Below are 20,515 nucleotides of genomic sequence, written 5' to 3' on the forward strand. Positions count from 1 at the left end.
CGCTCGAACAGGTAGGGTTTCCGGCGATGAGCAGCGACAACACCACCCCCAGCCAGCACGGCCGCAAGCCGCGCGTCGCCGTGGTCTTCGGCGGCCGCAGCTCCGAGCACGGCATTTCCGTGGTCACCGCGGGCGCCGTGATGCGGGCCATCGACCGCGGCAAGTACGAGGTGCTGCCCATCGGCATCACCTCCGACGGCCGCTGGGCGCTGACCGCCGACGACCCGGAGCGGATGGCGATCGCCGACCGCAGGGTGCCGCAGGTGGAGGAGCTCGTCGAGTCCGATACGGGCAGCGTGGTGCTGCCGGTCGGCGGCGGCGAGAGCCGCGACGTCGTCTACAACGAGCCGGGCCAGGTGCCCAAGGCGCTCGGCGAGGTCGACGTCGTCTTCCCGGTGCTGCACGGCCCGTACGGCGAGGACGGCACCATCCAGGGCATGCTCGACCTCGCCGGGGTGCCGTATGTCGGCTCCGGCGTGCTGGCCTCCTCGGTCGGCATGGACAAGGAGTACATGAAGCGCGTCTTCATCTCCTTCGGCCTGCCCGTCGGCCCGTACGTGGTGATCCGCCCCCGCGAGTGGGAGGGCGACCAGGCCGCGGCCCGTAAGAAGGTCGTGGACTTCGCCGCCGACCACGGCTGGCCGGTCTTCGTGAAGCCCGCCCGCGCGGGCTCATCCTTTGGCATTACGAAGGTGAGCGACCTGGCGGGCCTGGACGAGGCCATCGCCGAGGCCCGCCGCCACGACCCCAAGGTCATCGTCGAATCGCTGCTCACCGGGCGCGAGATCGAGTGCGGGGTGCTGGAGTTCGAGGACGGCCCGCGGGCCAGCGTCCCGGCCTGGATCCCGCCGGTGCAGGAGCACGACTTCTACGACTTCGAGGCCAAGTACATCGACTCGGCGTCGGGCGTCGTCCCCGCGCCGATCAGCGCCGAGGAGACCGCGAAGGTCCAGGAGTTGGCGGTGGCCGCCTTCGAGGCGGTGTCCTGCGAGGGCCTCGTACGGGCCGACTTCTTCCTCACGGACGAGGGCGAGTTCGTCATCAACGAGATCAACACGATGCCGGGCTTCACCCCCATCTCGATGTACCCGCGGATGTGGCAGGAGAGCGGCGTCAGCTACCCCGAGCTGGTCGACAAGCTCATCCAGGCGGCGCTGCGACGGCCCACCGGCCTGCGTTGACGCTTAAGTGGACACCCGCGGCGGTGTGGTGCATCCTCTCGGGGACCCGGGGGGCAGGCACTTCGTGAGGTAGGCGGCAGTGGGCGTTGAACGACGGCAGCCCTGGTCCATGACCGTACTGGAAGAAGCCCGCACCCTACGCGAACAGGGCGCGCAGCTGCGCGCGACCATCTCGCCCCACGAGGGCGCGTACGCCCCGGACTTGGTGATCACCCAGGCGGACCGCTGCGACGCGGCCGCGGCCTCGCTGGAGGCGGTGGGCGCGGTGCTGGCGGCCCAGGAGTACAGCCTCACACTCCGGTCTTCGGCACCGCCTTCTTGACCGAGGCCGCGAGGTCGGTGAGCGGGTCGACCTCGGGTGCGTACGCGTCCGGCACCCACAGCTCCACGAAGGCCGCCCGCTCCAGCGCGGTGAAGAGATAGCCGTCGTCCTGCTGCTCCGCCAGCCATTGCACCCCGTTCACCTCCACCGAATCCGCGGTCGGGTTGTAATGTGCTGTGCCTGGCCTCAGCACCTCCGGCCGGGGCACCCCGCAGCGCAGCGCGATCGCCGGGTCGCCCCAGGCGGCGGTGTAGCGGGACGCGGGCTCCGCGTCCCGCCGCTGCTGCCCGTCCACGGCCTTGGGCAGCCCGTCCGTCAGCGCCGCACAGGCGCTGCGGGCGGCGCCGGCCGGCTTCGGCGGATCCACCTGCGCGGACCCGCCGGAGGACGAGCAGGCGGCAGCGGCCGCGAGCACGAGGCCGGCTGCGGCGGTACGGAGTAGGACCGGTGGGGCGTAGTGCTTCACCGGGCGAGCATACGGGGGCTCAGATATGGACGACCGGACAGGTCAGGGTGCGCGTAATGCCCTCCACCTGCTGGACTTTCGCGACCACCAGCCGGCCGAGGTCGTCGACGGTGTCGGCCTGCGCGCGCACGATCACGTCGTACGGCCCGGTCACATCCTCCGCCTGGATCACGCCAGGGATCTTGGCGATCACCTCGGCCACCGCGGAAGCCTTGCCGACTTCGGTCTGGATCAGGATGTACGCCTGTACCACGGGACCTCCAGGAGGCGGCTACGAGGATCATGCGGGAGGGGGGAGCCCACGCTATCGCGTGGCAGGCCGCGGGCGGGAGTCCTCTGCGGGGCGCCAAGGGCGACGCATGGTCGCGGGAAGTTGACGACAATGGCATCCGACGGCAGCGGGACAGGACGTAGCACCATGGGTGCGGCAGGACGCGGGACTCGGGAGGACATACGGTGAAGGGCACTGTGGGAGAGCTGGGCGAGTTCGGGCTGATCCGCGAGCTCACCTCCCGGCTCACCACCACCCCGGCCGTCCGGCTCGGCCCCGGCGACGACGCCGCCGTGATCACGGCGCCCGACCGCAGGGTCGTGGCCAGCACAGACGTCCTCATCGAGGGCAGACACTTCCGCCGCGACTGGTCCACGGCGTACGACGTGGGCCGCAAGTCCGCCGCCCAGAACCTCGCCGACATCGCCGCCATGGGAGCCGTCCCCACGGCCCTCCTCCTCGGCCTGGTGGTCCCGGCAGAGCTCCCGGTCACCTGGCCGACCGAGCTGATGGACGGCCTCCGCGACGAGGCCCAGGTCGCCGGCGCGGCCGTGGTCGGCGGCGACGTGGTCCGCGGCGATGTGATCACCATCGCAATTACGGCCCTGGGCGACCTCCAGGGCCACGACCCGGTCACCCGCACGGGCGCCAGACCCGGCGACGTGGTGGCGGTGACCGGCTGGCTCGGCTGGTCCGCCGCGGGCCACGCGGTCCTCTCCCGCGGCTTCCGCTCCCCCCGCGCCTTCGTGGAGGCCCACCGCAGGCCCGAGCCCCCGTACCAGGCGGGCCCGGCGGCAGCGGGCCTCGGCGCGACATCGATGACGGACATCAGCGACGGCCTGGTGGCCGACGTCGGCCACATCGCGGACGGCAGCAAGGTCCGCATCGACCTGAACGCCGCGAGCTTCGACATCCCGACCCAGATGTCCGACATCGGCAAGGCAGTAGGCGTGGACCCGCTCCAGTGGGTCCTGACCGGCGGCGAGGACCACGCCCTGGTCGCCACCTTCCCCCGCGGCCGCCAGCTCCCGGCCCGCTGGCGCGTCATCGGCGAGGTGCAGGCCATGTCGGCGACCCCGCAGGTGACCGTGGACGGCAAGCCCTGGCTGGCCGCCGGCGGCTGGGACCACTTCGGAAGCGACGAGTAAATGACAACCCCACCCCGCGTACTGACCGTGGCCGGCTCGGACTCCGGCGGCGGCGCCGGCATCCAGGCCGACCTGAAGACGATGCTGGCGCTCGGCGCCCACGGCATGAGCGTCCTGACCGCGATCACCGCGCAGAACTCCCTCGGCGTCCAGGGCGCCTGGCCGCTGCCGCCGGAGGCGGTGGAGCAGCAGTTCCGCAGCGTCGTGGACGACATCGGCGTCCAGGCGCTCAAGACCGGCATGCTGGCCTCGGCGGAGCTGGTGGAGACGGTGGCGGGCCTGCTCCCGTCCGCGGCGGCACCAGCCGTCGTGGACCCGGTGGGCGTCTCGAAGCACGGCGACTCACTGCTCGCGGCAGAGGCCCTGGACGCGGTCCGTACGAAACTCCTCCCGGCGGCGACGGTGGCCACACCCAACCTGGACGAGGTGGCGCAGCTCACCGGCGTCCGCGTGACGGCGGAGCCGGACATGCGCCGGGCCGCGGCAGCGATCCTGGAGTACGGCCCGCAGTGGGCGCTGATCAAGGGCGGCCACCTGCCGTCGTCGGACGAGGCGGTGGACCTCCTGACCGACGGCACGCAGGAACACTGGCTGCGCGCCCCGCGGCATGACAATCGCCACACCCACGGCACGGGCTGCACGCTGGCGAGCGCGATAGCGACGTATCTGGCCAGGGGCTACGACGTGCCAGGAGCAACCAGAGCGGCGAAGCAGTACGTAACAGGAGCGATCAGGGCAGGCTTCCCCCTGGGCTCAGGAATCGGCCCGGTGGACCACGGCTTCGCCCTCAGATAACGCAAAAAAGCCGGCCCGCCACAGGCGAACCGGCCATTGCTCCCGGCAAGGGCTGCGCTGGAGTCAGCGCGAGACCTTGCCGGCCTTGATGCACGAGGTGCAGGCGTTGAGGCGCTTCGGCGTCCCGCCGACCACCGTGCGAACCGACTGGATGTTGGGGTTCCAGCGACGGCGCGTCCGGCGGTGGGAGTGCGAGATGTTGTTGCCGAAGCCCGGCCCCTTGCCGCAGACGTCGCAGTTGGCAGCCACGGGTCACTCCAAAGACTTCAGATACTTAACGGAACTCCCGACGCCAGAACGGTCGGCCGGGAAGATGATGGCCCAGTGGATACCGGGGCAACCTGAGCAGCATACCAAGGTCGTCCCGGCGGAACGAAATCGCTACCCTGCCCCCATGCTCCCCGCCCCCGCCGTCCGCACCTGGTGCGCCCTGGCCCTGGACGCCCTGGGCCGCTCCCGCGAGGAGATCGACGCGATCAACGTCTTCCCCGTGGCAGACGGCGACACAGGCACGAACCTCTACCTGACGGTGGAGTCCGCCGCCCAGGCAGTGGACGCCGTCTCCACAGCCTACGACCCCGCCTCCGGCGGCCCCGGCCCCGCGGACGCGATGCAGGCGATGGCGCATGGCGCGCTGCTGGGGGCGCGGGGGAACTCGGGCACGATCCTGGCGGAGTGGCTGCGGGGGGCCTCCGGCCCGGGCAGCGCCACCGAGACCGGCGCCGCGATGGCGGCGGCCCTGGAGTCGGCCGCGAGCGCTGCGCGCGCGGCGGTGGCGCACCCGGTCGAGGGGACGATGGTCACAGTGGCGGCGGCAGCCGCGGTCGCCGCGCGGGCTGCGGAGGGCGACGCCGCGGCGGTCGCCATAGCCGCGTACGAGGGAGCGCGGGACGCGCTCCGCACCACCCCGGACCAGCTCCCGGTCCTCGCCACCGCGGGCGTGGTGGATGCCGGCGGCCTGGGCCTCGTAACGATCCTGGCGTCGCTCGCCGACACCCTCGCGGGCGAGGGCGAAACCACCCGCCTGACCGCACACGGCAGCGCTAGGGAGGGGACGGGGTGGAGCGACGCCGCCGAAAAACCCCAGCGTCCCCGACGGCGGCCGACCACAGAGGTTTTTCGGTGGTGTCGCGGAACCCCGTCCCCGGCCCACGATCCCCACCTGACCGAAGGCGGCCCGGCCTACGAGGTGATCTACCTCCTCGACGCCGACGAGGCAGCCGCCACCCGCCTCCGCGCCCGCCTCGACGCCCTCGAAAACGCCGACTCCCTCGTCGTCTCAGGAGGCGACGGCCTCTACCGCTTCCACGTCCACTGCGACGACCCAGGCGCCGCCATCGAAGCCGGCACCGAAGCCGGCCGCCCGCACCGCATCTCCGTCACGCACTTCTGCGGCGACGCTGAGCAGCCCCCCGCCGAGCCACCCCCCGCCCGGGCGGTCGTCATCGTGCTCCCGGACGCCCACACCGCCCTGGCGGCGGCCTGCACCGACACCGGCGCCACCGTCCTCCGCACCCACCCCGGCGAACCCCCACCTGCCGGCGAAATCGCCCAGGCCATCCGGCACACCGGCGCCCGCGAGGTAGTTCTCCTCCCCAACGACCCCGCCCTCCGCCACGCCGCCGCAGTAGCAGTCGAGCAGACGCGCGCCGAAGACATCCGAGTCGCCCTCATCCCCACCCGCTCCCCGGTCCAAGGCATCGCCGCCCTGGCCGTACACGACCCCGACCACCGCTTCGACGAAGACGTCGTAGCCATGACCTCCGCCGCCGGCGCCACCCGCTACGCCGAGCTCGCCATCGCCGAACGCCAGTCCTGGACCTCGGCCGGCATCTGCGAGGAGGGCGACACGCTCGGCGTGATCGACGGCGACGTAGCGGTGATCGGCAAGGACCTGGCAACCACCGCCGAAACAGTCCTCGACCGCATGCTGGCTGCAGGCGGCGAACTGGTCACCCTGGTCACCGGCCCGCACGCCCCCGTCGACTTGGCGGCCCGCCTGGAAACCCACGTCCAGCGCCACCACCTAGCCGTAGACACGGTGATCTACGAAAGCGACGACCGGGCCGGCCAAGGCCCACCACTCCTCATCGGCGTCGAGTAACCCCATGTCACACCCATGGTGTGAAATGGACCGCATGCCGGCCCTCGACGAGCCCCTCAAGAAATCCCTCGGCGACCGCACCGCAAAGGTCATGGCCGAGCACCTAGGCCTGCACACCGCCGGCGACCTCCTCCACCACTACCCCCGGCGGTACGCCGAGCGCGGCGAGCTCACCCGCCTCACCGACCTGGAGGTCGACGAGCACGCCACCGTCGTCGCCCAGGTCGAGAAGGCCGGCATGCTCGGTACGGGCCGGGGCCACCGGCTCGAGGTCGTGATCACGGACGGCAGCGGCCGCCTCACCCTTGTCTACTTCGGCAAGGGCGCGTACAAGCCGCAGAAGGAGCTCATCCCCGGCCGCCGCGCCCTCTTCGCCGGCAAGGTGACGGTCTTCAACCACAAGCGCCAGCTCTCCCACCCGGACTACAAGCTCCTCACCGGCCAGGACGCCGACGGCACCGAAGCAGCGGACGAGTGGGCGAACAAGCTGCTGCCGATCTACCCGGCCGTCCGCCAGTTCGCGTCCTGGCGCATCCAGCAGGCAGTCGACGTAGTCCTCGACTCAATGGAGTCGACCAACTGGCAGGGCGTCATCGACCCCCTCCCACCGGCGCTCCGCGCCGATCGCGGCTTCGCCACCCTCCCCGAAGCCCTCCTCAAGATCCACCGCCCCCGCACCAAGGCCGACATCGCCATCGCCCGCGAGCGCCTGAAGTGGGACGAGGCCTTCGTCCTCCAGGTAGCCCTGGCCCGCCGCCGCGCCGCCGAGAGCCAGCTCCCGGCCGTACCGCGCAAGCCAAAACAGGACGGCATCCTCGCCGAATTCGACAAGCGCCTCCCCTTCACCCTCACCGACGGCCAGCGCAAGGTCTCGAAGGAGATCTTCACCGAGCTCGCGACCGACCACCCCATGCACCGCCTCCTCCAGGGCGAAGTCGGCTCCGGCAAAACCCTCGTCGCCCTCCGCGCGATGCTCGCCGTCGTCGACGCCGGCGGCCAGGCGGCTCTCCTCGCCCCCACCGAGGTGCTCGCCCAGCAGCACCACCGCTCGATTACGGAGATGATGGGCGACCTCGCCGAAGGCGGCATGCTCGGCGGCACGGAACACGCCACCAAGGTCGTCCTGCTCACTGGCTCCATGGGCACGGCGGCCCGCCGCCAGCCGCTCCTCGACCTGGCCACCGGCGAGGCGGGGCTCGTCATCGGCACCCACGCCCTCATCGAGGACAAGGTCCAGTTCCACGACCTCGGCCTGGTCGTCGTGGACGAACAGCACCGCTTCGGCGTAGAGCAGCGCGACGCCCTCCGCTCCAAGGGCAAGCAGCCGCCCCACCTCCTGGTGATGACGGCGACCCCCATCCCGCGCACGGTCGCGATGACCGTCTTCGGAGACCTGGAGACCTCCGTCCTCGACCAGCTCCCCGCCGGCCGCTCACCCATCGCCACCCACGTGGTCCCGGCCAAGGACAAGCCGCACTTCCTGTCCCGCACCTGGGAGCGCATCCGCGAGGAAGTGGAGGCGGGCCACCAGGTGTACGTGGTCTGCCCCCGCATCGGCGACGACGAGGACGACAAGGCGGCGGCCAAGAAAAAGAACCCGACCCCCGAGGACGAGGCCGAGAAGCGCCCACCCCTCGCCGTCCTCGACATCGCCGACCAGCTGTCCACCGGCCCCCTCCAGGGCCTCCGCCTCGAATACCTCCACGGCCGCATGCCCCCCGACGCCAAGGACGACGTCATGCGCCGCTTCGCCGCCGGCGAGGTCGACGTCCTGGTCGCCACCACGGTCATCGAGGTCGGCGTGAACGTCCCCAACGCCACCGTCATGGTCATCATGGACGCCGACCGCTTCGGCGTCTCCCAGCTGCACCAGCTCCGCGGCCGGGTAGGCCGAGGCTCGGCGCCAGGCCTGTGCCTCCTGGTCTCGGAGATGCCCGAAGGCAGCTCCGCCCGCACCCGCCTCGACGCGGTCGCCGCCACCCTCGACGGCTTCGAGCTCTCCCGCATCGACCTGGAGCAGCGCCGCGAGGGCGACGTCCTCGGCCAGGCCCAGTCGGGCGCCCGCAGCAGCCTGAGGATGCTCACCGTCATCGACGACGAGGAGGTCATCGAGGCGGCCCGCGAGGAGGCCACGGCGATCGTCGCGGACGACCCGGAGCTGACCGCCTACCCGGACCTGCGCACGGCCATAGACGCTCTTCTCGACGAGGAACGCGAGCAATACCTCGACAAGGGCTGAAGCCATGGCAAGCCATAAAGTTGTCCCATGACCCGCGTGATCGCCGGAACTGCAGGTGGCCGCCGCCTGGCAGTGCCGCCAGGCAATGGCACCCGCCCCACCTCCGACCGCGCCCGCGAGGCCCTCTTCTCCACCTGGGAGTCCCTCCACGGCGTGGAGGGCAGCCGCGTCCTCGACCTCTACGGCGGCTCGGGAGCTGTCGCCCTGGAGGCCCTCTCCCGCGGCGCCGCCCACGCCCTCATCGTCGAGGCCGACGCGAAAGCCGTCCGTACGATCCGCGCCAACGCCAAGGCCATCGACCTCCCGGGCACGGAGATCCGCGCCGCCAAGGCCGAGCAGGTGGTCACCGGCCCGCCTCCTGGCAACCCCTATGACATCGTCTTCCTGGACCCCCCCTACGAGGTGACCGACCAGTCGGTACGGGAGATCCTGGTCACACTCCGTACCGGAGGCTGGCTAGCCGCCGACGCCCTGGCCACCGTGGAACGCAGCACCAGAGGCGGTGCGTTCCAGTGGCCCGAGGGTTTCGAAGCCCTCCGTGACCGTCGCTACGGCGAGGGCACCCTCTGGTACGGTCGCGCCGCCTCATGACCCTCACGACCGGACCGGAGAGCGAGGAACGACCTGTGCGTCGCGCCGTCTGTCCGGGGTCCTACGACCCCATCACCAACGGACACCTCGACATCATCGCCCGCGCCTCGAAGCTGTACGACGAGGTCTACGTCACCGTGATGATCAATAAGTCGAAGAAGGGCCTCTTCGACGTCGACGAGCGGATCGACCTGATCCGCCAGGTCACCGCCGAGTACGGCAATGTGAAGGCCGAGTCGTACCACGGCCTCCTTGTCGACTTCTGCAAGCAGCGCGACATCCCTGCCATCGTCAAGGGCCTCAGAGCCGTCAGCGACTTCGACTACGAGCTGCAGATGGCCCAGATGAACAACGGCCTCTCGGGCGTGGAGACCCTCTTCATCCCGACCAACCCCACCCACAGCTTCCTGTCGTCCTCGCTGGTCAAGGAGGTCGCGGCATGGGGCGGCGACATCTCGGCGTACGTGCCGCCGCTCATCCAGTCAGCACTTGCCGAACGGCTCGCACAGCGCTGACGGATTGGCCGTAGAGTCATCCCCCATGGACGTACAGAAGAAGCTCGACGACATCGTCGCCGCCGTAGAAGGCGCGCGCTCCATGCCGATGTCGGCATCCTGCGTGATCAATCGCACAGAGCTGCTCGAGCTGCTTGACGAGGTACGACAGGCGCTGCCCGGCTCGCTCGCCCAGGCGCAGGAGCTGATCGGCGGGCGTGAGCAGGTGGTGGAGCAGGCCCGCATGGAGGCCGAGCGGATCATCGAGCAGGCCCAGGCGCAGCGCGGGGAGCTGATCTCGCACACCGAGGTCGCTTCCCGCGCCCAGGCCGAGGCCGAGCGGATCCTCGCCGAGGCGCAGGCCGAGGCCGAGGAGGTACGGGCGTCCGCCGACGACTATGTCGACAGCAAGCTGGCGAACTTCGAGGTCGTCCTCACGAAGACGATCGGCTCGGTGGACCGCGGCCGCACCAAGCTGCTCGGCATGGACGACTACGACCAGCAGCAGGAGCCGTACGACCCGAACAACCCCGACCCGGGCTACGACGAGGCCCCGGAGCGCAGCCACGACCCGGAAACGCTGCGGCGCCGGGCCGACGAGTACGTGCAGAAGCAGTTCGGCGCCTTCGAGGCGGTGCTGTCCAAGACCCTGGAGGCGGTCGGCCGCGGCCGGCAGAAGCTGGAGGGCCGGGCCAAGCCGATCGAGGAGCTGTCCGGGCACATGCCGGGCCAGGAGGACCAGGACCGCGCCCTGATCCCGCACCAGACGGGCAGCGAGGAGAGCTACCTCGCGGACCTGGCCGAGCACCCGGCGCAGCCGGTCGCCCAGCCGCAGGTCCAGCCGGAGCCCCAGCCCCAGCAGGTGCAGCAGCCCGCGTACTACGACGCCGGCGGCTACCAGCAGTACCAGGACCCGTACCAGCAGCAGCCCGCGTACGACCCGGCCGCCTACCAGCAGCAGTACGCCGCCCAGGGCTACCAGCACCAGGGCTACGAGCAGCACCAGCAACACCAGCAGCTCGCCCCTCAGGCTGCCGCCCTCGACGAGACCTCCCTCTTCGACACCAGCATGATCAACCTGGACGACGTCCGCCGCTATGAAGAGGGCCAGGGCGGCCACAGCCGCTGATCCACCCCGATTGGGTCTTGCGGCCCCATCCGGGTATCCTGAACGTTCGCGTCACTCGTCCCTGCCCGCGTGCAGGGTGCATGGAAGAAGCTCATCGCTGTGAAAGGCCGTCTGGACCACCGCAGCCCGCTCGTATTCGACACCCGCGAGCTGGGTCGGCGCCCCGGTGCCATGCAGCGCATCGAGCGTTCCGTGCAGGCTCCGAAGGATCTCGGCATCGAGGTCATCGGGGTCCCGGAGGGCGCCCCTGTCACGCTGGAGCTGCGGCTCGAGTCGGTGATGGAGGGCGTGCTCGTCACAGGCACCGCCGGTGCCAAGGCGACGGGTGAATGCGTAAGGTGTCTGGAGCCTCTCGAGCGCGAGCTCGAGGTGGACTTCCAGGAGATGTACTCCTACCCGGAGATCGACTTCAAGGGCCGCACCCTCAAGGGCGCGGATGCCGAGGAGGAGGACGACGAGGAGGAGTCGTACCACCTCGAGGACGACCTGTTCGACCTCGAGCCCGTGCTGCGCGACGCGGTGGTGCTCGCACTGCCGCTGCAGCCGGTGTGCCAGGAAGACTGCCCGGGCCTGTGCTCCGTATGCGGAGCGCGGCTGGCGGACGACCCGGACCACCAGCATGAAGCAGCCGACCCCCGGTGGGCGGCGCTGAAGGATATCGACGTGAACGGTGCCGGCGACGGCGCCGGCGAGAACCAGGAGAAGTAGCCGTGGCTGTTCCCAAGCGGAAGATGTCGCGCAGCAACACGCGCCACCGCCGTTCGCAGTGGAAGGCTGCGGTCCCGAACCTGGTGGCGTGCGAGCGCTGCCACGAGCCGAAGCAGTCGCACATCGCGTGCCCCAGCTGCGGTACGTACAACAAGCGCCAGGTCCTCGAGGTCTGACCGGCAGGGGACGGCGTATGTCGGACGACAGCACGACCCAGCCCCTCGCGCTCTTGGAAGGGCGGCTCGGCTATGAAGTCGAGTCCGCCCTTTTGGCGCGCTCGCTGACTCATCGCAGCTTCGCGTACGAGAACGGCGGGCTGCCGACCAATGAGCGCCTGGAGTTCCTGGGCGACTCGGTCCTTGGCCTGGTGGTCACGGACACCCTCTATCGCACCCACCCGGACCTGCCGGAAGGCCAGCTGGCCAAGCTGCGGGCCGCAGTGGTCAACTCGCGCGCGCTCGCGGAGGTGAGCCGCGGCCTCGAGCTCGGCGCCTTCATCCGCCTCGGCAAGGGCGAGGAGGGCACGGGCGGCCGCGACAAGGCCTCGATCCTGGCGGACACGCTGGAGGCGGTCATCGGCGCGGTGTACCTGGACAAGGGCCTGGAGGCCGCTTCCGAGCTGGTGCACCGGCTCTTCGACCCGCTGATCGAGCACTCCTCGAACCTGGGCGCGGGCCTGGACTGGAAGACCTCGCTGCAGGAGCTGACCGCGGCGGAGGGCCTCGGCGTGCCCGAGTACCTGGTCTCGGAGACCGGCCCCGACCACGAGAAGACCTTCACGGCTGCTGCTCGCGTCGGTGGTGTCGCGTACGGCACCGGCACCGGCCGCAGCAAGAAGGAAGCGGAGCAGCAGGCGGCGGAGACGGCGTGGCGCGCCATCCGCTCGGCGGCGGACGAGGCGAAGGCCGCGTCGGGCGGCGAGCCGGCGGACGCGGCCTCCGCCTGATGCCGGAGCTGCCCGAGGTCGAAGTAGTACGCCGCGGGCTCGCCCGCTGGGTCGCCGGGCGTACGGTCGCGGATGTCGACGTGCTGCATCCGCGTGCCGTCCGGCGGCACCCCGCGGGCGGCGAGGACTTTTCGCTGCGGCTGAAGGGCCATCGCATAGGCGAGCCCGCCCGGCGCGGCAAGTACCTGTGGCTTCCCCTGGCCGACGCTCCGGCCGCGATCCTCGCGCACCTCGGCATGAGCGGCCAGATCCTGGTCCAGCCCGAGGACGCCGCCGACGAGAAGCACCTCCGCATCCGCGTGCGCTTCAGCGACGGTGAGGGCTCGGAGCTGCGGTTCGTCGACCAGCGCACCTTCGGCGGCCTGTCGCTCCACGACACGGACGACGCCGGCCTGCCGGACGCGATCTCGCACATCGCCCGCGACCCGCTCGACCCGCTCTTCGACGAGGACGCCTTCCACGCGGCCCTGCGCCGCTCCCGTACGACGGTCAAGCGCGCGCTGCTGAACCAGTCCCTCATCAGCGGCGTGGGCAACATCTACGCCGACGAGGCCCTCTGGCGCGCCAGGCTCCACTACGAGCGCCCCACGGCCACCCTCACCCGCCCGGCGACCGCGGCCCTCGTCGGCCACGCCCGGGATGTGATGAACGCCGCACTGGACGTCGGCGGCACCAGCTTCGACAGCCTCTATGTGAACGTCAACGGCGAGTCCGGCTACTTCGAGCGCTCACTGGACGCCTACGGCCGCGAGGACGAACCCTGCCGCCGCTGCGGCGCCCCCATCCGCCGCCGCCCCTGGATGAACCGCTCCAGCTACTACTGCCCCCGCTGCCAGCGCCCGCCGCGCAAGGGATAGCGCGCCGGCTCAGTACCCGAAGCTCTGCGTCCACCAAGGCCCGCCGTCGGCGAAGTACGCACCCACGCCCAGGGTCTTGAAGTCGCAGTTCAGGATGTTGGCCTTGTGGCCTTCGCTTTCCATCCAAGAGTCCATCACCGACTGGGCGTTGGCCTGGCCGCGGGCTATGTTCTCGCCGCCGAGGTTGTCTACGCCGGCCGACTGGGCGCGGTCCCAGGGGTCGTCGCCGTCGGGGTCGGTGTGGTCGAAGAAGTCGCGGTTGGCCATGTCCTCGCTGAAGTCACCGGCGAGCGAGGCCAGCGCCGGGTCGGCCTTCAGCGGCTGGCAGCCCGCCTTGGCCCGCTCCTGGTTCACCAGCGTCAGCACCTGCTGCTCGGCGGCGGTGGTGGCGCTCGGCGTCTTGGAGGCCGACTTCGAGGGCGTCGGGTCGGGCGCCTTGGTGGTGGAGGGCTTCTCCGACGGCGTACGGGTCGGGGTCGGCGTGCTGCTCTTGGACTCCGGCGCGTCGTCGGAGGACGGGGCCGAGGAGGACGGCGGGGCCGGCTTCTCGGACTTCTTCTTCTCCGGCGCCGGGGAGGACGTCGACGGCAGCGGCGAGCGCGACGACTCGCGGCTCGCGGGGGAGGAGTCGCGCGGCGCCACGTCATCCGGGTCGACCTGCTGGCTCTCCAGGCTCGGCTTCGCGCCGCCGCCCGCGGTCACCTTGCCGTCGCCGCCGCTCGGCGAGAGGTCGAAGTTGCCGCCGACCAGCCCGGAGCCCATGGCGAGCGCGCCCACCGCGACCGCGGCGGAGGCCCCGAGCATGCCGGCGCGCGCGGCGCTCTGCTTGCGGTGCTGGCCCCGCTCCCCGCTCCGAGGGGTGGGGACCGCAGCGGGCTCGTCGGCGTCGCGTCTGTGGCGTCCCATCCGGATCGTTCCTTACATGGCTAGGCGGCTGTGTCGGGGGTGACGGAGGTTGATAGTGTCAACACCCGGCCCCTATTGTCACCCATTCGGGGGATCCATTTGACCGGCCACCGTACGCCATGTCGGGTGGGGCGGATGTGATTCCCGCGAAATGGCCGGTTACCTTGCGCCTATGAACGAGAGTGTTCGGCTCACCGCCTGGGTCCGCGGGATCGTCCAGGGCGTCGGCTTCCGCTGGTTCACCCGCGCCACCGCCCTGGAGATCGGCGGCCTGACCGGCTTCGCCTCCAACCTGTCCGACGGCCGCGTGCAGGTCGTGGCGGAAGGGGAGCGTGCGGCCTGTGAGCGCCTGCTGGCGTGGCTGCGGGAGGGCGACACGCCCGGGCGGGTCGACGGTGTGACGGAAATCTGGGATACCCCGCGAGGTGGTTATCCGACCTTCGACATCCGCTGATAGCGCCGCGCTGTACCTGTTCTGAACTGCTGGTTGCCATCCGGGCCCGGTCATGGGAGGCTGCCGCCCAAGAGCGGTGCAGAGATCACCAGAGCCCCCCGGGCGCCCTGTATACCGGGCCGGCCGCGGTTGCGGGGCGTGATCGTGTTGACCGTCAAACTATTTGGTGAGACGCTGGAAGCCCCGCGCACCCGTGCTGTTCGGCATGGATGTCATCGAGAAACACCAGACGACGCGGGTGCCAATCCCTCACGACCCACACCGCTCGGTCGGTCACTCAGTGTGGAGGACCATCAATCATGGCAAAGGCGCTTCTCGGTTACGTCGGCGGCACTGACCCGCGACTTCTCGCCGAGATGCGACGGCTTCAGCAGCGTGTCCAGGACCTGGAGTCAGAGCTCGTACGCATCCAGGCAGAGAACGACATGCTGGCCGCCGCCGCACACGGCGAAATGGCGTTCGACAGTGTCGACGTACCCCAGGCGGAGCCTGCGCTCACCTGACCTCGCGCTCATCGTCACTCACGCGGAGTCAGTGCTGCACGTCAGCCGCTTGAGATTGTTGTAAGGGACGCTTCGGCGTCCCTTCGTCATTTGTGAGCGGTTTGTCGTACCCCTGTTTGTCTCGCCGCTGGGCGGTGACCCTTACATCTGATGTGCCCTGCACGTTCCCCGGTGAAACGGACGGGAACGATAGAGTCTCCGGCGAGCAGATCAGAGAGATTCGTCGCCGGAGGAGAGCTCAGCGTGCACCTGAAGAGCCTGACTCTCCGCGGGTTCAAGTCCTTCGCCTCGGCCACCACCCTGCGCTTCGAGCCGGGCATCACCTGTGTCGTCGGCCCGAACGGGTCCGGCAAGTCCAATGTCGTGGACGCCCTGTCGTGGGTCATGGGCGAGCAGGGCGCCAAGTCGCTGCGCGGCGGCAAGATGGAGGACGTCATCTTCGCGGGCACCACCGGGCGCCCGCCGCTCGGCCGCGCCGAGGTGTCGCTGACCATCGACAACAGCGACGGCGCGCTGCCCATCGACTACGCCGAGGTCACCATCACGCGGACGATGTTCCGCAACGGCGGCAGCGAGTACCAGCTCAACGGCGACACCTGCCGGCTGCTCGACATCCAGGAGCTGCTCTCCGACTCCGGCATCGGCCGCGAGATGCACGTGATCGTCGGCCAGGGCCAGCTGGACTCCGTCCTGCACGCGGACCCGATGGGCCGCAGGGCCTTCATCGAGGAGGCGGCCGGGGTTCTCAAGCACCGTAAGCGCAAGGAGAAGGCGCTGCGGAAGCTGGACTCGATGCAGGCGAACCTCGCCCGCGTCCAGGACCTCACCGACGAGCTGCGGCGGCAGCTCAAGCCCCTCGGGCGGCAGGCGGCGGTGGCCCGTAAGGCCGCGGTCATCCAGGCCGACCTGCGGGACGCGCGGCTGCGGCTGCTCGCCGACGACCTCGTGCAGCTGCGCGAGGCGCTCGCCGCCGAGATCGCCGACGAGGCCGCGCTCAAGGAGCGCAAGGAGGCCGCCGAGGCGCAGCTGCAGGCGGCGCAGGAGCGCGAGGCCGAGCTCGAAGAGCAGGTGCGCGCCCTGACCCCGCGGCTGCGCGCCGCCCAGGAGACCTGGCACGAGCTGGGGCAGCTCGGCGAGCGGGTGCGCGGCACCGTAAGCCTGGCCGAGGCGCGGGTACGGGCCGCCACCCAGCAGCAGCCCGAGGAGCGGCGCGGCCGGGACCCGGAGGACATGGAGCGGGAGGCCGCCCGGATCCGGGAGCAGGAGGCCGAGCTGGAGGCGGCCCTGGAGGCCGCGCAGGGCGCTCTCGAAGACACCGTCTCGCACCGCGCCGAGCTGGAGCGCTCGCTGATGGAGGAGGAGCGCCGGCTGAAGGACGCGGCCCGCTCCATCGCCGACCGGCGCGAGCGCCTCGCCCGGCTCAGCGGCCAGGTCACCGCGGCCCGCGGCCGGGCGGCCTCGGCGCAGTCGGAGATCGACCGGCTGGTCGCCTCGCAGGACGGGGCGCAGCAGCGGGCGGTGGAGGCGCAGGAGGCGTACGAGACGCTGCGCGCCGAGGTCGACGGGGTCGAGGCCGGGGACGCGGAGCTGGCCGCCCGCCACGACACCGCGAAGGCCGAGCTGGCCGAGGCCGAGGCGGAGCTGAGCGCGGCCCGCGACGCGCTGTCCGAGGCCGAGCGGGCCCGGGCCGCCACCTCCGCGCGGCACGACGCGCTGGCGCTCGGCCTGCGCCGCAAGGACGGCACCGGCACGCTGCTGGAGGCGCGCGACAAGCTCACCGGGCTGCTCGGCCCGGCCGCCGAACTGCTCACCGTCGCCCCCGGATACGGGGTCGCCGTGGCCGCCGCGCTCGGCGCCGCCGCCGACGCGATCGCCGTGTCCGGGCCCTCCTCGGCCGCCGACGCGCTGCGGCTGCTGCGCAAGCACGACGCGGGCCGGGCCGGGCTGCTCGTGGGCGACGCCCCGTACGCCTCGGTGCCCGAAGGCGTGCTGCCGCCCGGCGCCCGGCACCTGGCCAACCTCGTCGGCGGGCCCGACCAGCTGCTGCCCGCGGTGCGGCGGCTGCTGGGCGGCATGGTGTACGTGGCCACGCTGGAGGACGCCGAGGACCTCGTGTCCGTACGGCCAGAGCTGACCGCCGTCACCGCGGAAGGCGACGTCTTCGCCGCGCACTTCGCGCACGGCGGCTCGGCCGGCGCGCCCAGCCTCCTGGAGGTGCAGGCCTCCGTGGACGAGGCCGCTGCGGAGCTCGCCGAGCTGGAGACGACCTGCGAGCGGCTCGCCGAGAGGAAACGACTCGCCACCGACGCGCGGGCGCAGCGGGTCACCGCCCTCGACCAGATCGCCGCGCAGCGCAGCGCCGCCGACCGGGAGCGTTCGCAGACCGCCTCCGAGCTCGGCCGGCTCGGCGGCGCCGCCCGCGCCGCCGCCGGTGAGGCCGAGCGGTCCGCCGCCGCGGTCGGGAAGGCCGAGGAGGCCCTCGCCAAGTCCACCGAGGAGGCCGAGGAGCTCGAAGCCAAGCTGGAGGCGCTCGAAGCGCTGCCGGCCGAGGAGGAGCCCGACACGTCCGTACGCGACCGGCTGTCCGCCGACGGCGCCAACGCCCGGCAGACGGAGATGGAGGCCCGGCTCCAGGTCCGTACGAACGAGGAGCGCGTCAAGGGCCTCGCGGGTCGCGCCGACGGCCTTGAGCGGGCCGCCCGCGCCGAGCGCGAGGCCCGCGCCCGCGCCGAGCAGCGCCGCGCCCGCGCGCGGCACGAGGCCGCCGTCGCCACCGCCGTCGCCGACGGCGCCCGGCAGCTGCTGCGGCACGTCGAGGTGTCCCTCGCCCGCGCCGAGGAGGAGCGCGCCGCGGCCGAGCGCGCCCGGGGCGCACGCGAGCAGGAGCTGACCGCGCAGCGCAACACCGCCCGGCAGCTGGGGCAGGAGCTCGACAAGCTCACCGACTCCGTGCACCGCGGCGAGGTGCTGGGCGCCGAGAAGCGGATGCGGATCGAGCAGTTGGAGGGGCGGGCCCTGGAGGAGCTCGGCGTGGAGCCGGGCGCGCTGGTCGCCGAGTACGGGCCCGACCAGCTGGTGCCGCCGTCGCCGCCCGCCGAGGGGGAGACCCTTCCCGAGGATCCGGAGCATCCGCGCAATAAGCCGGTGGCGTTCGTACGGGCCGCGCAGGAGAAGCGGCTGAAGTCCGCGGAGCGGGCGTATCAGCAGCTGGGGAAGGTGAACCCGCTCGCGCTGGAGGAGTTCGCGGCGCTGGAGGAGCGGCACAAGTTCCTCACCGAGCAGCTCGAAGACCTCAAGAAGACGCGCGCCGATCTGCTGCAGGTCGTCAAGGAGGTCGACGAGCGGGTGGAGCAGGTCTTCACCGAGGCCTTCCATGACACGGCGCGGCAGTTCGAGGGCGTCTTCTCGCGGCTCTTCCCCGGCGGTGAGGGGCGGCTGATCCTCACCGACCCGGAGGACATGCTCAATACGGGCGTCGATGTCGAGGCGCGGCCGCCGGGCAAGAAGGTGAAGCGGCTGTCGCTGCTGTCCGGTGGCGAGCGGTCGCTGACCGCCGTGGCCATGCTGGTGTCGATCTTCAAGGCCCGGCCCTCGCCCTTCTACGTGATGGACGAGGTCGAGGCCGCGCTGGACGACACCAACCTGCAGCGGCTGATCCGGATCATGAAGGAGCTGCAGGAGGCCTCGCAGCTCATCGTGATCACGCACCAGAAGCGGACCATGGAGGTCGCGGACGCGCTCTACGGCGTCTCGATGCAGGGCGACGGCGTCTCGAAGGTGATCAGTCAGCGGCTCAGCTGACGGCCGGACGCCGCATTCGTTCAACTAATGAACACAAAGGCACCGCTCGGGGCATGATTTCTGTTTCATAAGGCCTATTGACTTCGAAACTTGAAGGCATAGTCTGTGCAACGTCGTCTTCATGTTCCAGGAGTCAACGGTGACCAGCGCTGTAGACATATCGCGGACCTCCGGCCCGTCCGCCTCCGGCGGCGGGCGCCCCGCCCACCTCCGCCACGTAATCTTCCTCGCCGGCGTGGCCGCCCTCGGCGGCTTCCTCTTCGGCTACGACAGCTCCGTGATCAACGGCGCCGTCGAGGGCATCCGCGGCAAATTCGACGTCGGCTCCGGGCTGCTCGCCCAGGTCATCGCCGCCGCACTGATCGGCGCCGCGCTCGGCGCCGCCATCGCGGGCCGGCTCGCCGACCGCCTCGGCCGCATCCGCGTCATGCACATCGGCGCCATCCTCTTCGCCATCAGCGCCGTCGGCTCCATGCTGCCGTTCGCGCTCTGGGACCTCGCCGCCTGGCGGTTCCTCGGCGGCGTCGCCATCGGCATGGCCTCCGTGATCGCCCCGGCGTACATCGCCGAGATCGCCCCCGCCGAATACCGCGGCCGGCTCGCCTCCTTCCAGCAGGGCGCGATCGTCCTCGGCATCGCCATCTCGCAGCTCGTCAACTGGGGCCTGCTCAACGCCGCCGGCGACGACCAGCGCGGCCACCTGCTCGGCCTCGAGGTCTGGCAGATCATGCTCGGCGTCTGCGTCCTCCCGGCGCTCGCCTACGGCATCCTCAGCTTCCGCATCCCCGAGTCGCCGCGCTGGCTCATCCAGCAGGGCCGGATCGCCGACGCGCAGGCCGTCCTCGCGCAGGTCGAGGCCCCGGGTACGGACCTCGACGCCAAGGTCGCCGAGATCGACGCCCAGATGCACAGCGAGCACAAGTCGACCTTCCGCGACCTGATCGGCAAGTCCGGGCTGCTGCCCATCGTCTGGATCGGCATCGGGCTCTCGGTCTTCCAGCAGCTCGTCGGCATCAACGTGATCTTTTACTACAGCTCCTCGCTGTGGCAGTCGGTCGGCATCGACCCGAACAGCTCGTTCTTCTACTCCTTCACGACGTCGATCATCAACATCATCGGCACCGTGATCGCGATGCTCTTCGTCGACCGCATCGGCCGCAAGCCCCTCGCCCTCATCGGCTCGGCGGGCATGGCGGTCTCCCTCGGCCTCGCCGCCTGGGCGTTCTCCGCGAAGACCGGCACCGGCGACAACATCTCGATGCCGCACACCGAGGGCACCATCGCCCTCGTCGCCGCCCACTCCTTCGTCCTCTTCTTCGCCCTCAGCTGGGGTGTCGTGGTCTGGGTGATGCTCGGCGAGATCTTCCCGAACCGCATCCGCGCCGCCGCCCTCGGCGTCGCCGCCGGCGCCCAGTGGATCGCCAACTGGGCGATCACCGTCAGCTTCCCGTCCCTGTCGGACTGGAACCTGTCGGGTGCGTACGTGATCTACACGGTCTTCGCCGTGCTCTCGATCCCCTTCATCCTCAAGTGGGTGCCGGAGACCAAGGGCAAGGCGCTGGAGGAGATGGGCTAAGTCCCCGCGGCTCATCTCCTCGCA

Annotated in this window: 21 protein-coding genes; 17 read left to right on the plus strand and 4 right to left on the minus strand. The window is 71.1% G+C overall.

Going from position 1 to position 20,515, the window contains the following annotated elements; all coding sequences use genetic code 11:
* Positions 1-26: 26 nt before the first annotated feature.
* Entirely contained in the window at positions 27-1,181 is a 1,155-nt protein-coding gene (locus tag ACNNMR_RS32175; protein WP_419998203.1) for a D-alanine--D-alanine ligase family protein, read from the plus strand.
* 109 nt (positions 1,182-1,290) lie between these two features.
* The gene (locus ACNNMR_RS32180; protein ID WP_419998204.1) at positions 1,291-1,503 is read left to right on the plus strand and encodes a hypothetical protein; all 213 of its coding nucleotides are present in this window, start codon (positions 1,291-1,293) and stop codon (positions 1,501-1,503) included.
* Here ACNNMR_RS32180 and ACNNMR_RS32185 read toward each other — a convergent pair.
* Together ACNNMR_RS32185 and ACNNMR_RS32190 are read right to left on the minus strand one after the other, a co-directional pair.
* Entirely contained in the window at positions 1,472-1,969 is a 498-nt protein-coding gene (locus ACNNMR_RS32185; RefSeq protein ID WP_419998205.1) for a DUF3515 domain-containing protein, read from the minus strand. The two genes, ACNNMR_RS32180 and ACNNMR_RS32185, sit on opposite strands and share 32 nt — an antisense overlap.
* A 19-nt stretch (positions 1,970-1,988) precedes the next feature.
* A complete protein-coding gene (locus tag ACNNMR_RS32190) occupies positions 1,989-2,222 on the minus strand; it encodes an Lrp/AsnC family transcriptional regulator (RefSeq protein ID WP_419998206.1) in 234 nt (77 codons plus the stop codon).
* Between the two features lie 203 nt (positions 2,223-2,425).
* On the opposite strand from ACNNMR_RS32190, the gene ACNNMR_RS32195 reads away from it, so the two are divergent.
* Entirely contained in the window at positions 2,426-3,388 is a 963-nt protein-coding gene (locus tag ACNNMR_RS32195; protein ID WP_419998207.1) for a thiamine-phosphate kinase, read from the plus strand.
* Positions 3,389-4,183 (plus strand): bifunctional hydroxymethylpyrimidine kinase/phosphomethylpyrimidine kinase, encoded by a 795-nt coding sequence (thiD, locus tag ACNNMR_RS32200; protein WP_419998208.1) that lies wholly within the window; start codon positions 3,389-3,391, stop codon positions 4,181-4,183.
* Between the two features lie 63 nt (positions 4,184-4,246).
* Here the strand turns inward: thiD and rpmB are convergent, their stop codons facing one another.
* A complete protein-coding gene (gene rpmB, locus ACNNMR_RS32205; protein ID WP_165240806.1) occupies positions 4,247-4,432 on the minus strand; it encodes a 50S ribosomal protein L28 in 186 nt (61 codons plus the stop codon).
* 145 nt (positions 4,433-4,577) lie between these two features.
* Here rpmB and ACNNMR_RS32210 point away from each other — a divergent pair, with 145 nt between their 5' ends.
* From ACNNMR_RS32210 to mutM, 9 genes are all read left to right on the plus strand, one after another.
* Positions 4,578-6,287: a DAK2 domain-containing protein gene (locus ACNNMR_RS32210; RefSeq protein ID WP_419998209.1), complete on the plus strand. Its 1,710-nt coding sequence runs from the start codon at positions 4,578-4,580 to the stop codon at positions 6,285-6,287.
* 25 nt (positions 6,288-6,312) lie between these two features.
* Positions 6,313-8,526, plus strand: a complete 2,214-nt coding sequence (recG, locus tag ACNNMR_RS32215; protein ID WP_419998210.1) for an ATP-dependent DNA helicase RecG — start codon at positions 6,313-6,315, stop codon at positions 8,524-8,526.
* 27 nt (positions 8,527-8,553) lie between these two features.
* Positions 8,554-9,117: a 16S rRNA (guanine(966)-N(2))-methyltransferase RsmD gene (gene rsmD, locus ACNNMR_RS32220; RefSeq protein WP_419998211.1), complete on the plus strand. Its 564-nt coding sequence runs from the start codon at positions 8,554-8,556 to the stop codon at positions 9,115-9,117.
* A gap of 35 nt (positions 9,118-9,152) precedes the next feature.
* Positions 9,153-9,632, plus strand: a complete 480-nt coding sequence (coaD, locus tag ACNNMR_RS32225) for a pantetheine-phosphate adenylyltransferase (RefSeq protein WP_420000553.1) — start codon at positions 9,153-9,155, stop codon at positions 9,630-9,632.
* Positions 9,633-9,657: 25 nt separating this feature from the next.
* Entirely contained in the window at positions 9,658-10,740 is a 1,083-nt protein-coding gene (locus tag ACNNMR_RS32230) for a cell division initiation protein (protein WP_419998212.1), read from the plus strand.
* 93 nt (positions 10,741-10,833) lie between these two features.
* A complete protein-coding gene (locus tag ACNNMR_RS32235) occupies positions 10,834-11,448 on the plus strand; it encodes a YceD family protein (RefSeq protein WP_420000554.1) in 615 nt (204 codons plus the stop codon).
* Positions 11,449-11,450: 2 nt separating this feature from the next.
* On the plus strand, positions 11,451-11,624 hold the full coding sequence (gene rpmF / locus ACNNMR_RS32240) for a 50S ribosomal protein L32 (RefSeq protein WP_419998213.1): 174 nt from the start codon (positions 11,451-11,453) through the stop codon (positions 11,622-11,624).
* A gap of 17 nt (positions 11,625-11,641) precedes the next feature.
* A complete protein-coding gene (rnc, locus tag ACNNMR_RS32245; protein WP_419998214.1) occupies positions 11,642-12,394 on the plus strand; it encodes a ribonuclease III in 753 nt (250 codons plus the stop codon).
* A complete protein-coding gene (mutM, locus tag ACNNMR_RS32250; RefSeq protein ID WP_419998215.1) occupies positions 12,394-13,251 on the plus strand; it encodes a bifunctional DNA-formamidopyrimidine glycosylase/DNA-(apurinic or apyrimidinic site) lyase in 858 nt (285 codons plus the stop codon). The genes rnc and mutM overlap by 1 nt, the downstream gene beginning before the upstream one ends.
* A gap of 9 nt (positions 13,252-13,260) precedes the next feature.
* Here the strand turns inward: mutM and ACNNMR_RS32255 are convergent, their stop codons facing one another.
* On the minus strand, positions 13,261-14,157 hold the full coding sequence (locus ACNNMR_RS32255; RefSeq protein ID WP_419998216.1) for a CAP domain-containing protein: 897 nt from the start codon (positions 14,155-14,157) through the stop codon (positions 13,261-13,263).
* Between the two features lie 172 nt (positions 14,158-14,329).
* Between ACNNMR_RS32255 and ACNNMR_RS32260 the strand changes: the two genes are divergently transcribed.
* From ACNNMR_RS32260 to ACNNMR_RS32275, 4 genes are all read left to right on the plus strand, one after another.
* Positions 14,330-14,611, plus strand: coding sequence for an acylphosphatase (locus tag ACNNMR_RS32260; protein WP_419998217.1), 282 nt, complete (start codon positions 14,330-14,332; stop codon positions 14,609-14,611).
* A gap of 299 nt (positions 14,612-14,910) precedes the next feature.
* Complete coding sequence (locus ACNNMR_RS32265) at positions 14,911-15,114, plus strand: hypothetical protein (protein ID WP_419998218.1); 204 nt, start codon at positions 14,911-14,913, stop codon at positions 15,112-15,114.
* 243 nt (positions 15,115-15,357) lie between these two features.
* The gene (smc, locus tag ACNNMR_RS32270) at positions 15,358-18,915 is read left to right on the plus strand and encodes a chromosome segregation protein SMC (protein WP_419998219.1); all 3,558 of its coding nucleotides are present in this window, start codon (positions 15,358-15,360) and stop codon (positions 18,913-18,915) included.
* 121 nt (positions 18,916-19,036) lie between these two features.
* Positions 19,037-20,491 (plus strand): sugar porter family MFS transporter, encoded by a 1,455-nt coding sequence (locus ACNNMR_RS32275; protein ID WP_419998220.1) that lies wholly within the window; start codon positions 19,037-19,039, stop codon positions 20,489-20,491.
* Positions 20,492-20,515: the final 24 nt, after the last annotated feature.

The organism is Streptomyces boninensis (assembly GCF_048572725.1).
Lineage (GTDB): Bacteria > Actinomycetota > Actinomycetes > Streptomycetales > Streptomycetaceae > Streptomyces > Streptomyces boninensis.